The sequence below is a fragment of the Sphingomonas sp. Ant20 genome, from assembly GCF_000783375.1.
GTDB classification, from domain to species: domain Bacteria; phylum Pseudomonadota; class Alphaproteobacteria; order Sphingomonadales; family Sphingomonadaceae; genus Sphingomonas; species Sphingomonas aerolata.
Genome location: NZ_JRVI01000029.1, coordinates 1 through 14,601, shown reverse-complemented (window position 1 = coordinate 14,601; position 14,601 = coordinate 1). Strand labels below are relative to the sequence as shown.

Below are 14,601 nucleotides of genomic sequence, written 5' to 3'. Positions count from 1 at the left end.
CCGCGCGACCGTCTAGAACGGCGGCAAAAGGAGAGTGTGATGACCGAGGCCAGCTATCCCGTTCCCGCAGCATGGGCCAAGGACGCACGGATAGATGCCGCCGCCTATGACCGGATGTATGCCGAGGCCGCGACTGATCCCGATGCCTTCTGGGCGAAAGAGGCGCAGCGGCTCGACTGGATCGTTCCCCCGACCAAGATCAAGGACACATCGTTCGACGAGGCCGATTTCCGCATCCGCTGGTTCGAGGACGGCCAGCTCAACGTCGCCGCCAATTGCGTCGATCGCCACGCCGATACACGCCCAGACGCGACCGCGATCCTCTGGGAAGGCGACGACCCCGCCGACTCGCGCACGATCAGCTACGCCGAGCTGCGCGACGAAGTCTCGCGGCTCGCCAATGCGCTGAAGGCACGCGGCGTTGCGAAGGGCGACCGCGTCACGATCTATCTGCCGATGATCCCCGAAGCCGCGTTCGCGATGCTCGCCTGCGCACGGATCGGCGCGATCCATTCGGTTGTGTTCGGCGGCTTCTCGCCCGACAGCCTGTGCAACCGGATTCACGATTGCGACAGTCGCGTCGTCATTACTGCGGACGAAGGGCTGCGCGGCGGCAAGACGATTCCGCTGAAGGCCAATGTCGATGCCGCGCTCGATCAGGGCGATCTCGGCGTCGAGACGGTCATCGTTGTCCGCCGCACCGGCGGCGACATCGCAATGACCGACGGCCGCGATTGCTGGTATCACGAGTGCGTCGCGGACCAGTCGACCGACTGCGCGCCCGAGCCAATGAACGCCGAGGATCCGCTGTTCATCCTCTACACCAGCGGATCGACCGGCCAGCCCAAGGGCGTGCTCCACACCACCGGCGGCTATCTCATCTGGGCGTCGATGACGCATGAATATGTGTTCGACTACCGAGAAGGCGAAGTCTTCTGGTGCGCCGCCGATGTCGGCTGGGTCACGGGGCACACCTATTCGCTGTACGGCGCGCTCGCCAACGGCGCGACGACGGTGATGTTCGAGGGCGTCCCCAATTACCCCGACCACAGCCGCTTCTGGCAAATCGTCGACAAATATCAGGTCAGCACGCTCTACACCGCGCCGACCGCGCTGCGCGCGCTGATGCGCGAAGGGGACGACTGGGTCACGCGGACCAGCCGCAAGTCGCTCCGGCTGCTCGGGTCGGTCGGCGAGCCGATCAACCCCGAGGCCTGGAACTGGTATCACAATGTCGTCGGTGAAGGCCGCTGCCCGATCGTCGACACCTGGTGGCAGACCGAGACCGGCGGACACATGATCAGCCCGCTCCCCGGCGCGACCGCGCTCAAGCCCGGCAGCGCGACCAAGCCATTGTTCGGCGTGGTGCCCGAGCTGGTCGATGCCGACGGCAAGGTGCTGGACGGCGCGGTCGAGGGCAATCTCGTGATCGCCGACAGCTGGCCCGGGCAGATGCGGACCGTGTGGAACGATCATGCGCGCTTCTTCCAGACCTATTTCTCGACCTATCCGGGCAAGTATTTCACCGGTGACGGCTGCCGCCGCGACGCGGACGGCTATTACTGGATCACCGGCCGCGTCGACGACGTCATCAACGTCAGCGGCCACCGCATGGGCACTGCCGAGGTCGAGAGCGCGCTGGTCGCGCATTCGAAGGTTGCCGAAGCCGCGGTCGTCGGCATGCCGCACGACGTGAAGGGCCAGGGCATCTATGCCTATGTCATGCTCAACGCGAATGCCGAACCCAGCGAGGAGCTGCGCAAGGAACTCGTGCAATGGGTCCGCCGCGAGATCGGTCCGATCGCGACGCCCGATGTCCTGCAGTTCGCCCGCGGCCTGCCCAAGACGCGCTCGGGCAAGATCATGCGCCGGATCCTGCGCAAGATCGCCGAGAACCAGCTCGACGGTCTGGGCGATACCTCGACGCTCGCCGATCCGACGGTCGTCGACGCGCTGATCACGGGTCGCGAAAAGGCCACCGCCGCCTTCGCATGACCGCGAGCACGATCCTGATCGCCGACGACCACCCGCTGTTTCGCCAGGCGTTGAAGCTGGCGGTCGGTCGCGCGGCCCCCGATGCGACGATCCTCGAGGCGGGGCAGCTCGGCGAGGCGATCGAGGCGGCGCGCGGCGCCGCCCGCCTCGATCTCATCCTGCTCGATCTGCGGATGCCGGGGTCGGAGGGCTTTGCGGGTGTCGCGCTGCTGCATGCTGAGCGTCCCGACACGCCGATCGTCGTCATCTCGTCCGCCGACGAGGCGGAGGCCGCGCCGCGCGCGCGCGCCTATGGCGCGGTCGGCTTCGTGTCGAAGACCGCCGATCTCGCCACGCTCGAAAATGCGGTCGCCCGCGCGCTGGCGGGCGACCGCGACGCCCCCGTCGCCGCCCTACCGGCCGACGACATCTCCAATCGCGTCGCCAGCCTTACCCCGACCGAATTGAAAGTGCTGCTCGGCGTCCTTGCGGGGCGCCTTAACAAGCAGATCGCGTTCGATCTCGGCGTGTCGGAGGCGACCGTAAAGGGCCACATGACCGCGATCCTGCGCAAGCTCGGCGTCCAGAACCGCACCCAGGCGGTGCTTGCCGCGCGCGCGCTCGACATTCGCTTCGCCGACTAGCCGACCGCCTCCCACTCGCAAGACTAGCCGCACGGCAATCGACGTCTTGCGACACCCTCCTGCGCGGTCTAGGCGACCATCAATGGCTTCGACGCCTACCTGTCCGCGTCGAACCGATCGCGCCAGCCGCTTTGGCGGCGCGCGCGTCATTCCTGCTGGCGATCGCCGCGCATGTCGTCGTCATTCTCCTGCTGCTGCGGCTCGCGCCAACGCCGACCAAGCCCGAGCCGACGCCCCCGCCCAGCAGCTTCCGCCTGCTACCCGACCGCGAGACGAAACCCGAGACCCCGCAACGCCCGGTGATCGAAAAGGCGAAGAAGGTCGCCGGCGGCGCCTCGCCCAGATCGCCCCGCCCGCCATCGACCGCGCCGGCATCCGACCCGCGCCCCGTCACGCCTGCCCCGGCCTTCCCCAAGATGCTGGCGGGCGGCATGGAGTTGTTCGATTCGGCGGACATATCGAAAATCCCGTCGCACCCGGGCGATCGCCAGGCTGGCGGATCCGACACCGATGGCGCGGGCGCCGGCAAGGACAGCGGCTCTGCCTACGGCCCAGGCGAAGGTCCAAGTGGCGAGCGGCTCTACAATGCCGAATGGTATACCGAACCGAGCCATGCCGAACTTGCGGGCTATGTTCCCAATGGCGCCCCCCCGGGCAGCTGGGCGCTCATCGCCTGTCGGACCGCGGAGAATTACAGGGTCGAGAATTGCCGGTCGCTCGGCGAATCCCCGGTCGGCTCGGGGCTGGCCCGCGCAATGCGCCAGGCCGCATGGCAGTTCCGCGTGCTGCCGCCCCGGGTCGGCGGCAAGAAGATGATCGGCGCCTGGGTCCGCATCAAGATCGACTTCACCAGCGCCCCGACCAAATAGGCGCGCTGGGTCAGCACCTCAAACCGCAGCCGCGGCCGCTGATGCCTGTTCGAGGAATGCCCATAGCTCGCCTGGCACCACCGGCTTGGTCAGGACGGTGATCCCGGCACAGCGCGGATCGTCCGCCGCGCTGCGGTCCGCGGTCACCAGCGCGATCGCGGGCGCCGGCGCCATCGCCGACAGGCGTTCGGCAACGTCCAGTCCGTCCTGCGCCACCTCGAGATGGAAATCGATCAGCGCGACGTCGGGCTCCTCGTCCGCCGCCAGTGTCATCGCCTCCTCGATCGTCGCCGCCAGCAGCGGGACGCAGCGCCGCGACCGGAGCGCCGCGTCGAGCGCCGCGAGAATGGCGGCATCATTGTCGAGGCACAGCACGCGCAGCCCCGGCGGCAGGTCGCGCAGGACCGGGGCCGTCCTGGCACGGTCGGGCAGCGTCGCATGCGCCGCCAGCGGAACGCGAACGGCGAAGGTCGATCCCGCACCCGGCTGCGACCGCAATTCGATCCGCAGGTCGAGCAGTTGCGCGATCCGCTGCACGATCGCCAGCCCCAGGCCGACACCGCCGCCCGCGCTGCCCTTGCTCTCCACCCGCTCGAACTCGGCAAAGATCCGTTCACGGTCACCCGCCGCGATGCCCGGCCCGCTATCCCGCACCTCGACCAGGACGTCACCGCCGCGCCGCCGCGCGCCGATCCAGATCCGCCCCGACGGCGTGTAGCGTACCGCGTTTGATAGGAAGTTCTGCAGGATCGAGCGCAGCAGCGACCGGTCGGTGGCAACGATGTGCGCCCCCGGGTGCGAGGCGAGGTTCAACGCGCGTTCGCCGGCAAGCGGCCGGAACTCGGCGGCCAGTTCCTCGATCAGGTCCCCGAGCACGAACTGCTCGATCTTCGGCACGACCCCGCCCGCATCGAGCCGCGACACGTCGAGCAAGGCCCGCAGCAGCGTATCCGCCGACCCGATCGCGCCATCGATCGCGCGGACCAGGTCGGCCTGGTGCGGCGCCTTGCCCTCGTCGAGCGCCGCGCAGAAGAGCCGGGCGGCATGAAGCGGCTGAAGCAGGTCATGGCTTGCCGCCGCGAGGAACCGGGTCTTGTCGCGCGTCGCGGTCTCGGCATGCCGCCGCGCCTCGTCGAGCATCGTATTCGACTGCGCCAGATCATGCGTCCGCGCCTCGACCCGGGCCTCCAATTCCGCCTGCGCGGTCTTCTCCGCGGTGATGTCGGTGAAGCTCTGGACATAGCCGCCGCCCGGCATTGCCTGACCCACTGTCTTGATCCACCGCCCCGACGGTCGAAGCCGCTCGAAACTGTGCGGAAGGCCGCGTTCGAGATGTGCGAGCCTGCGCGACACATGCGCTTCGACGCCACCCGGCCCGCATTCGCCGCGCTCGGCATTGTAGCGGATCAGATCGGCGATCGGCCGTCCGGCGATCACATAGTCCTCGGGATAGTCGAACATCTCGACATAGCGCGGATTCCACGCGACCAGCCTCAGATTGGCGTCGATCACGCTGCGCCCGGGTCGATCGTCTCCAGCGTTGCCGACAGCAGCGACCGCGAGAAGCGCAGGCTGCGCCCCCGCTGGTCGAGCAGCCGGACGACGTCGCCTACGTCCATCGCCGAACCCGCCAGGCTCGACGTCACGATCAGCCGCGCCGAGGGTGCGCCGATCACGCCCGCGATCAGCCGCTCCGCCTGACGGGCCGCGCGTCCGTCGATCGGCGCGCCCGGATCGCGTGACAGCGGGTCCAGCCCCTCTGCGGCTTCGGCATCGCCGACGAAGCGCGCGACCAGGATCTTCAGCTCGCCAAAGGTCGTAACGTGATCCAGCACGCTGTGCCGTCCCCCGAACACCCGCCGCCGCGCCGCGTACAGGTGCAGCCCCGCCATCAGCGCGATATTCACGCCCAGGCTCCAGATCGTGCCGTTGACCAGTGGGGACCCGAGCGCGACCCGCATCAGCGCATCGGGGTCGAGCAGTCCGCCGCTCGCTTTCGCAAGACTGGCGCCGAAACCACCCAATACCGAGGGCATCAACAGGCAATAGGCCCAGACGACGACGCCGCCGATTAACCCGCCGCGTGCCGCCCGGGTATCGGCAAAGCCCCAGCCGACGGTTGCGATCAGCGCGGGCGCGAACTGCGCAACGCCGGCAAACGCGATCAGCCCGATCGATGCGAGCGACAGCTCGTCGCCGATGCTCGTGCCGTACCACAAAGCCGCGGCGACGATCGCGGCGATGATCACGCGCCGGACACGCAGCAGCCGCCGCCCCAGATCGCCCTCCCCGCCATCGGTCTGCCGCCGCAGCAGTAATGGGGCCAGCAGGTCGTTGGTCGCCATCGTCGACAGCGCGATCGTCTCGGCGACGACCATCGCGGTCGCGGCGGAAAACCCGCCGATGAACGCGAGCAGCGCCATCGGATCGTTGTCGCGCGCCAGCGGGACCGCCAGCACATAGAGGTCGGGTCGCGTATCGGCGGGCAGCACCGCCAACCCCGCGAGCACGAGCGGCAGGACCATCACCGAGATCACCGCGAGATAGGCGATGAACGGCCAGCGCGCGCGCCGCACCGCCGCCGGGCCGCTCGCTTCTAGTATCCCGACATAGAATTGACGCGGCAGACACAGAATCGCGCAGGCGGATAGCAGCGTGCGGACGAAGAAGTCGGGGGTCAGCGCGCCGGGCGCGAAACCCTCGACGAACCCGGTCAGCGGCAGCGTGATCCGCGCGGCCGGCATCGTCGCGAGCAGCGTCAGCGCAAATCCGCCGAGCGCCACGAAGCAGAGCAGCTTGATCAGCGACTCCGCCGCGATCGCCGCGACCACGCCGGTATTGCCACCCGCCACTTCATAGCGTCGCGCGCCGAAGCTGATCGCGAACGTCGCCAGCAGCAGCGCGACGAGCGGCCCGACCAGCACCGATCCGCCGATCCCGACCAGCGCGCCGAAGCTGAGCGTCACCGATCGCAGCTGCAGCGCGATATAGGGGATCGACGCGACCAGCGCGGTTCCCGCGACGATCGCCGCGGTACTCCGGCTGCGACCATAACGCGCCGAGATGAAGTCGGCGATCGAGCTCGACCCTTCGTCGCGCGCCAGCCGGACGAGCTTCGTCAGGAATCCCGGCGCGAGCAGGAACACCAGCGCCGGGCCGAGATAGATCGACAGATAATCCCAGCCGCGCGTCGCCGCGGTGCCGACGCCGCCGAAGAACGTCCAGCTGCTGCAATAGACGGCCAGCGACAAGGGATAGGCGATCCGCGCCATGCGCGGCGAAAGCCCGCGCCGATCGACGACCCAGGCGATCCCGAACAACGCGGTGCCATAGGCAAGCATCGCGACGATGACGACGGCGCTGTTGATCGGCTAGCTCCCTTGTTCCCGGATGCCGATACCGTGCAGTCCGGGCCGTTCCAGGGCAAGGCCTGCACGGTCTGCGCTTCGGTACCACAGCTCATGGCGAAACCACGCGGCCCGCGTTACAGGGCCCCATGCTCCGCATCACCGAACTCAAGCTGCCGCTCAACCATGCCGACGAAGCGATCCCCGCCGCGGTCTGCAAGCGGCTGCGCATCACCCCCCCGCGAATTGATCCGCTATACCGTCGCGCGGCGCGCGCATGACGCGCGCGACAAGATGGACATCCAGCTCGTCTATTCGATCGACGTCACCGCGAAGAACGAGGCGACGATCCTCGCGCGGTTCCGCAAGGACCGTCACGTCAACACGACGCCCGATACCGGCTACCGCCACGTCGCCAAGGCACCCGAGACGCCGGGCGCGCGTCGCCCGGTCGTCGTGGGAACAGGGCCGTGCGGCCTGTTCGCCGGCCTCATCCTCGCGCAGATGGGGTTCCGCCCGATCATCCTCGACCGCGGCAAGCTGGTCCGCGAACGCACCAAGGACACCTGGGGTCTGTGGCGCCGCAGCGTCCTCAACCCCGAGTCCAACGTCCAGTTCGGCGAGGGCGGCGCGGGCACCTTCTCCGACGGCAAGCTGTGGAGCCAGATCAAGGATCCCCGCCATCTCGGCCGCAAGGTCATCACCGAGTTCGTCAAGGCCGGCGCTCCCCCCGAGATCCTGACCGAGGCGCATCCGCATATCGGCACGTTCCGGCTGGTGACGATGGTCGAGGCGATGCGCGCGACGATCGAGTCGCTCGGCGGTGAATATCGCTTCGAGCACCGCGTCGACGATCTCGACATCGCGGTCGATGCGGACGGCACGCGCCGCATCCGCGGGCTCCATCTGCATACCGGCGACTATCTCGAGGCGGATCATGTCGTGCTCGCGGTCGGGCACAGCGCGCGCGACACCTTTCACATGCTCCATGACCGCGGCGTCTTCCTTGAGGCGAAGCCCTTCTCGATCGGCGTCCGCATCGAACATCCGCAATCCTGGATCGACGAGGCGCGGTTCGGCCCCTGTGCCGGCCACCCCGATCTCGGCGCCGCCGCGTACAGCCTGTCGCATCACTGCACGAACGGGCGCACCGTCTACAGCTTCTGCATGTGCCCGGGCGGTACCGTCGTCGCGGCGACGTCCGAGGAAGGCCGCGTCGCCACCAACGGCATGAGCCAATATTCGCGAAACGAGCGCAACGCCAATTCGGGACTCGTCGTCGGCATCGATCCTGCGCGTGACTATCCCGGCAATCCACTGGCGGGCATCGAGTTGCAGCGCCATTGGGAGTCGCGCGCCTATGTCGCGGGTGGTTCGGACTATAAGGCCCCCGCGCAGCGCCTCGGCGATTTCCTCGCCGGCCGCCCGTCGAGCGCGCTCGGCTCGGTCATCCCGTCCTACCGCCCCGGCGTCCACCTCACCGATCTCGCCGAATGCCTCCCTGAGTTCGCGGTCACCGCGATGCGCGAGGCGCTGCCGGTATTTGGTCGCGACATTCCCGGCTATGATCACCCCGACGCGGTCCTCACCGGGGTCGAGACGCGTACCTCGTCCCCCGTCCGGATCACGCGCGGCGACGATTTTCAGAGCCTGAACACGATCGGCCTGTTTCCCGCCGGCGAAGGCGCGGGCTATGCGGGCGGGATCCTGTCGGCCGGCGTCGACGGCATCAAGGTCGCCGAGGCGGTCGGACTTAGCCTCGTCGGCGCCACGCCGGGGGCTTAACCACTATCTAACATCCGGGTGGTACGCGCAGGCTTCCTGTCACGACGCGCGACCTACCCCATGCTCAAGAGAACAGTGCTCGGTTTCGCCGCGATCGCCGCCAGTACCTCGTGCGTTCCCCCGTCGACGCGCGTGGCTGGACCGCTTGCGGACGTCCCTGTCCGTGACGCAGCAGAAGCGCGCAACCTGCTCGCCGGGCTCGCGCTCGAGGCGCCCGCCGAACCGCTCGACCGCGCTTTTGCCGGCTCTGCAGCCTCCACCGACGACACCCCGCGCACCCTCGCCGCCGCGCCCGCTTTTCCCGGCGCCGCGCAAAGTGACGACGACCGCCAGCGCGCGATCGCCTGCCTGACCGCCGCGGTCTATTACGAGGCGCGATCCGAACCGACCGATGGCCAGCGCGCGGTCGCACAGGTCGTGCTCAACCGCGTGCGCGACCGTGCCTTTCCGCACAGCGTCTGCGGGGTCGTCTATCAGGGGTCGACACGGCGCACCGGCTGCCAGTTCAGCTTCACCTGCGACGGTTCGATGAACCACCCCCGCGACGGTGCCGCCTGGGCAAGGGCCGCATCGGTCGCGCGCGCCGCGTTCGACGGCAGCGTCTTCGCCCCGGTCGGCGCCTCGACCTCCTACCACGCCGCTTCGATCCTGCCCTGGTGGGCGCCAAGCCTCAGCCGGGTCGGCGCGGTCGGCGCCCATATCTTCTATCGCTGGCGCGGCGCGATGGAGCGCGCGCTGAGCTTCCGCCAGACCTATGCGGGCGTCGAACCGACGCGCGTTGCTGCGCCCGATACGATCCTCGCCGCGTCCCCGTCCGCCTCCACCGAACCCGGTACGGCGGGATCCGGCGTCACCGTCCATCGCGGCCGGACCATGCCGGGGGTGGAGACTGCGCTGTCGACACCATCTGAGTCCTCCGCCGCAACACCACGCGTGCATCTGGCGTCGGGTGTCCGCATTCATATCGGTTCGGCACATGCCGGCCCGGTGCTTGGCGGCGGCGCCCCGCTGCCGGTCGTTTCGATTTCAGAGGAAAGCGATCCGACCTGATAGCCCTTTGGGGGGTGCCACGACGCGACGGGCGCGGTAACGCCCGTGCCATGCTGCTCCACCTGCCCTGCCCCGTTACCCGCTTCGCACCGCGATGCTGACCGCCAGCGAATTGCGCGATCGGCTCGTGACCGTTCTGACCCGCGACCATCTCGGCGACCGGCGTCGCTGGCGCATGGCGGTCGGCGAGGTCCGGGTCTATTCGACCGACACGCACGCGCATTGCAACTGGTCGGTCACGCCCTCGGGCAGTGCCGAGGACATCGACCGGATCGAGACACTCGTCGACCGGTTTCGCGAGGAATTCCCGATCATCCGCTGATTGGCGCGCCGCGCGATCGACAAGCTCGGCTATCCCGGCACGGACAGCGTCTTCGTTGCACCGCACCGTGCAGAAGCTGTATTTCGTCCGGTTCATACGGGACAGCGGCCATGCAGACATTACGGCGATCGTTCGGATTACAGGTTCTGATCGGGATGATCGCCGGGCTCGCGCTCGGCTTCGTCGCGCGCGGGACCGGCGCGGGATCGGGCCTTGCTGAGACGCTGCGCATCGTCGGCGAGATCTTCGTGCAGTTGCTCAAGACGCTTGTCGTCCCGCTCGTCTTCACGGCGATCATCGCGTCGATCGCCGCGCTGCGCGATCTCGACAATGCACGCCGGTTGGTCATCAGCACGCTCGCCTGGTTCGCGATCACCGCGCTGATCGCGGTGTCGATCGGCATCGTCCTCGCGCTGGTGATCCAGCCCGGCGTGACCGCGGGGGTCAGTGCCGCCAGCGCGGTCGCGCCGACGACCGCCGGGTCGTGGCTCGACTTCCTGCGCGGGCTCGTCCCTGCCAATATCCTCGGGCTCGAGGCGTCGACCAAGCTGACCGACGAGACCGCGCGGACTGCGCTGTCGTTCAACGTCCTGCAGATCATCGTCATCGCGATCACGATCGGGATCGCCGCGGTCCGGATCGGCGATGCGGGCGCGCCGTTCCTGGCCTTCAACGCATCGGCGCTCGCGCTTTTCCGCCGCATCCTGCGCTGGGTGATACGGTTGACGCCGATCGGTACGGGTGCACTGCTCGGCAACGCGATCGTCCGCTATGGCTGGCAATCGCTGTCGGCGCTCGGCGCGTTCAGCATCGCGGTCTATGCCGGGCTCGCGATCGTACTGTTCGTGGTCTACCCACTGCTCCTGCTCGCCAACGGGCTCAGCCCGCGGCGGTTCTTCGCCGCCGCCTGGCCCGCAATCCAGCTCGGCTTCGTGTCGCGCTCGTCGATCGCCGCGCTGCCGGTGACCGAGGATGTCGTCGAACGCGGCCTCGGCGTCCCCCGCACCTATGCCGCCTTCGCCGTGCCGCTCGCTGCCACGACCAAGATGGACGGGTGCGCCGCGATCTATCCTGCGGTCTCGGCGATCTTCGTCGCCCAATATTACGGCATTCCGCTGCATGCCGCCGACTATGTGCTGATCGTGCTCGTGTCGGTGCTAGGGTCCTCCGCCACCGCAGGGTTGACCGGCGCGGTCGTCATGCTGACGCTCACGCTGTCGACGCTCGGCCTCCCGCTCGAGGGCGCAGGCCTGCTGCTCGCGATCGACCCGATCCTCGACATGGGCCGTACTGCGGTCAACGTCGCCGGGCAGGCGCTCGTCCCGACGATCGTCGCCAAGCGGCAGGGCCTGCTCGACCCGGCACTGCACGGCGCCGGCACGGCACAGGCCGCCACGGCATAACCGCGTGCTGTCACAAACGTGACAAGAAGACTCAGGCACGCGCAGGAGTTTGACAGCGCGACGCTGTAGCTACTCCCTCGACCCGGGCAGTTCGTTGTCATTTTGTGTACCGATCCGTCATCAAACGCGGAACGAGGATGCAGCATGACCTTCCAGACCGACCTTACCCAGATCGACCAGCTGATCGCCGCGCGGAACGGCACCTGGGACGGAATTTCCGCCGAATCGGTCGCCCGGATGCGCGCGCAGAACCGCTTCCGCTCGGGTCTCGACATCGCCCGCTACACCGCGGGGATCATGCGCCGCGACATGGCCGCCTATGACACCGACCCGGCGAACTACACCCAGTCGCTCGGCTGTTGGCACGGCTTCATCGCGCAGCAGAAGATGATCAGCATCAAGAAGCATTTCGGCACCACCGACCGCCGCTATCTCTACCTCTCGGGCTGGATGGTCGCCGCGCTCCGCAGCGAATTCGGGCCCCTTCCCGACCAGTCGATGCACGAGAAGACGAGCGTCCCCGCGCTGATCGAGGAACTCTACACCTTCCTGCGCCAGGCGGATGCGCGCGAACTCGGCATGCTGTTCCGCGACGTCGATACGGCGCGCGCGGCGGGCAACGCGATCGAGGAGAAGCGCCTGCTCAACGCGATCGAGAACCACCAGACGCACGTCGTCCCCGTCATCGCCGATATCGACGCAGGCTTCGGCAATGCCGAGGCGACATACCTGCTCGCGCGCAAGATGATCGAAGCGGGCGCCTGCGCGCTTCAGATCGAGAACCAGGTCAGCGACGAGAAGCAGTGCGGGCATCAGGACGGCAAGGTCACCGTCCCGCACGAGGACTTTCTCGCCAAGGTCCGCGCCTGCCGTTACGCATTCCTCGAGCTCGGCGTCGAGGACGGCATCATCGTCACGCGCACCGACTCGCTCGGGGCTGGCCTGACCAAGCAGATCGCAGTCAGCAAGACGCCCGGCGATCTCGGCGACCAGTATAACTCCTATCTCGATTGCGAGGAGATCGACCCCGCGACCGCGCAGAATGGCGACGTCATCCTCAACCGCGACGGCAAGCTGCTCCGCCCGAAGCGCCTGCCCTCCAACCTGTTCCAGTTCCGTGCCGGCAGCGGCGAGGATCGCTGTGTGATGGACTGCATAGCAAGCTTGCAGAACGGCGCCGACCTGCTCTGGATCGAGACCGAGAAGCCGCACATCGAACAGATTGCCGGGATGGTCGACCGCATCCGCGAGGTCGTTCCCAACGCGAAGCTCGTCTACAACAACTCGCCCAGCTTCAACTGGACGCTGAACTTCCGCCAGCAGGTGTTCGATGCATGGAGCGAAGCCGGCCGCGACGTGTCGGCCTATGACCGGACGCGCCTGATGAGTGTCGACTATGACGGCACGCCGCTCGGCGACGAGGCGGACGAGCGCATCCGCACCTTCCAGGCGGATTCGGCGAAGCGCGCGGGGATCTTCCACCACCTGATCACGCTGCCGACCTATCACACCGCGGCGCTCTCGACCGACAATCTCGCCAAGGAGTATTTCGGCGATGCAGGGATGCTCGGCTATGTGAAGGGCGTCCAGCGCAAGGAAATCCGCGAGGGCATCGCCTGTGTGAAGCACCAGAACATGTCGGGCTCCGATCTCGGCGACGATCACAAGGAGTATTTCGCGGGCGAGGCGGCGCTGAAGGCCGGCGGCGTCCACAACACGATGAACCAGTTCGCGGCCTGACGCCCAAGCCGGAGCACAAGCTCCGGCGCGGACCCGCGTCAGGCCCGGCCGGCGGGGCCAAAAGCCCCGTCCGACGCCGCGGCTTTGCCGCGGCGCTGGCCTGTTCCAACGCCCAGTAAAGACGCGCATGCCTACCCAAAGACACCTCCCCGGCGAAGGCCGGGGCCCAGTTGGGGGACGGTTATGGCAGGCGTCGCCTTTCGTTACTCCCACCTCTCCAACTGGACCCCGGCCTCCGCCGGGGAGGCGCTATTAAGGGCGCCGCGGGAGCACGCGGTATCGGCCAACCCAAAGCTCACCCCTTCGCAGCCACGCTCCCACTAAAACCAGCCCCCAAGACAACCCATGGCAACACCGCCGCGCTGTCCCCCCGGCCGCGCACCGTGGCATGAGCCCCCCATGCAAGACCGCGCCCTGCTCCGCGTCACCGCGCTCGAAAAGTCGGTCCCCGGCGGCCGTCAGCTCTTCCGCGGACTCGACCTCACCGCGCGTGCCGGCCAGCTGATCGCGATCGTCGGCGAAAGCGGCGTCGGCAAATCGACGCTGCTCAACATCCTTGCCGGGCTCGACGCGCCCGATGCGGGGCATGTCGCGATCGAGGACACGATCCTCGACACGCTCGACGAGGCCGCGCTGACGCGGCTGCGCGCGACGCGGATCGGGTTCGTGTTCCAGGCCTTCCACGTCCTGCCCTATCTGACCCTGCGCCAGAACGTCGCGCTCCCGCTCGCGCTCGTGTCGACCGACCGCCGCGCGATCGCCGACCAGGCACAGGCGATGCTCGCGCGGGTCGGGCTCGGCACCCGCGGCGACGGCTATGCCCGCGACCTGTCGGGCGGCGAGCTGCAGCGCGTCGCGATCGCGCGCGCGCTCGTCCATCGTCCCGCGCTGATCCTCGCGGACGAGCCGACGGGCAATCTCGACCCCGACACCGCCGCGAAGATACTGACGCTGTTTTCCGACGCGGTTCGCGAACAGGGCGTCGCCGCGATCATCGTCACCCACTCGGCGGCCGCCGCCGCGATCGCCGACGACGTCTGACGCTGACCGCAAGCGGGCTGGAACACGCGCGATGAGCATCCTGTCGGCGCGGCTCGCGCTGGGCTGGATGATCGGTGGCGAGTGGCGCGCCCATCCCGCGCGGCTTGCCCTCACCGCGATCGCGATCGCCATCGGTGTCGCGCTCGGCTTCGCGGTCCACCTCGTCAACGGATCGGCGCTGTCGTCGTTCGAAGGCGCATTGCGCACCGTCAAGGGTAGCGCGGATCTTCAGGTCAACGCGACCAGCCCGCTCGGCTTCGACGAGGCGCTTTATCCCAGAGTCGCGACCGCGGCCGGCGTCGCGGACGCAAGCCCGGTCGTCATCCTGCGCGCGACGATCGGGAGGCGGCCCGTCACCCTGCTCGGTCTCGACGTGATCCGCGCGGCACAGGTCACGCCGTCGCTGGTCGGCGTCGCCCCCGCGCA

General features: G+C 68.3%; 10 protein-coding genes and 2 pseudogenes. 10 read left to right on the top strand and 2 right to left on the bottom strand.

The window, feature by feature from the left end; all coding sequences use genetic code 11:
• The first annotated feature begins 39 nt into the window (after positions 1–39).
• The 3 genes from acs (at position 40) to NI18_RS05925 (ending at position 3,487) form a co-directional block, all read left to right on the top strand.
• Positions 40–1,995 carry an acetate--CoA ligase gene (acs, locus tag NI18_RS05935; protein ID WP_031439090.1) on the top strand — a complete coding sequence of 652 codons (1,956 nt, stop codon included), beginning with the start codon at positions 40–42 and terminating at the stop codon, positions 1,993–1,995.
• The gene (locus NI18_RS05930; protein WP_037528739.1) at positions 1,992–2,618 is read left to right on the top strand and encodes a response regulator transcription factor; all 627 of its coding nucleotides are present in this window, start codon (positions 1,992–1,994) and stop codon (positions 2,616–2,618) included. The genes acs and NI18_RS05930 overlap by 4 nt, the downstream gene beginning before the upstream one ends.
• A gap of 131 nt (positions 2,619–2,749) precedes the next feature.
• Complete coding sequence (locus tag NI18_RS05925) at positions 2,750–3,487, top strand: hypothetical protein (RefSeq protein ID WP_037528738.1); 738 nt, start codon at positions 2,750–2,752, stop codon at positions 3,485–3,487.
• 18 nt (positions 3,488–3,505) lie between these two features.
• Here the strand turns inward: NI18_RS05925 and NI18_RS26570 are convergent, their stop codons facing one another.
• Together NI18_RS26570 and NI18_RS26565 are read right to left on the bottom strand one after the other, a co-directional pair.
• Complete coding sequence (locus tag NI18_RS26570) at positions 3,506–4,999, bottom strand: PAS-domain containing protein (protein ID WP_306286254.1); 1,494 nt, start codon at positions 4,997–4,999, stop codon at positions 3,506–3,508.
• Positions 4,996–6,828 (bottom strand): hypothetical protein, encoded by a 1,833-nt coding sequence (locus tag NI18_RS26565; RefSeq protein WP_306286253.1) that lies wholly within the window; start codon positions 6,826–6,828, stop codon positions 4,996–4,998. Before NI18_RS26565 ends, NI18_RS26570 begins: the two co-directional genes overlap by 4 nt.
• A gap of 155 nt (positions 6,829–6,983) precedes the next feature.
• Between NI18_RS26565 and NI18_RS05915 the strand changes: the two are divergent.
• From NI18_RS05915 to NI18_RS22100, 7 genes and pseudogenes are all read left to right on the top strand, one after another.
• Positions 6,984–8,619: pseudogene (locus NI18_RS05915) on the top strand (NAD(P)/FAD-dependent oxidoreductase).
• Between the two features lie 60 nt (positions 8,620–8,679).
• The gene (locus tag NI18_RS05910; RefSeq protein ID WP_084215055.1) at positions 8,680–9,669 is read left to right on the top strand and encodes a cell wall hydrolase; all 990 of its coding nucleotides are present in this window, start codon (positions 8,680–8,682) and stop codon (positions 9,667–9,669) included.
• Positions 9,670–9,763: 94 nt separating this feature from the next.
• A complete protein-coding gene (locus NI18_RS05905) occupies positions 9,764–9,991 on the top strand; it encodes a hypothetical protein (protein ID WP_051916613.1) in 228 nt (75 codons plus the stop codon).
• A 110-nt stretch (positions 9,992–10,101) separates the two neighbouring features.
• Entirely contained in the window at positions 10,102–11,394 is a 1,293-nt protein-coding gene (locus NI18_RS05900; RefSeq protein WP_037528736.1) for a dicarboxylate/amino acid:cation symporter, read from the top strand.
• A 144-nt stretch (positions 11,395–11,538) separates the two neighbouring features.
• Positions 11,539–13,134, top strand: a complete 1,596-nt coding sequence (locus NI18_RS05895; RefSeq protein ID WP_037528735.1) for an isocitrate lyase — start codon at positions 11,539–11,541, stop codon at positions 13,132–13,134.
• 399 nt (positions 13,135–13,533) lie between these two features.
• Positions 13,534–14,175, top strand: a complete 642-nt coding sequence (locus tag NI18_RS05890; protein ID WP_037528733.1) for an ABC transporter ATP-binding protein — start codon at positions 13,534–13,536, stop codon at positions 14,173–14,175.
• 31 nt (positions 14,176–14,206) lie between these two features.
• Positions 14,207–14,601: pseudogene (locus NI18_RS22100) on the top strand (ABC transporter permease); the annotation flags it as partial.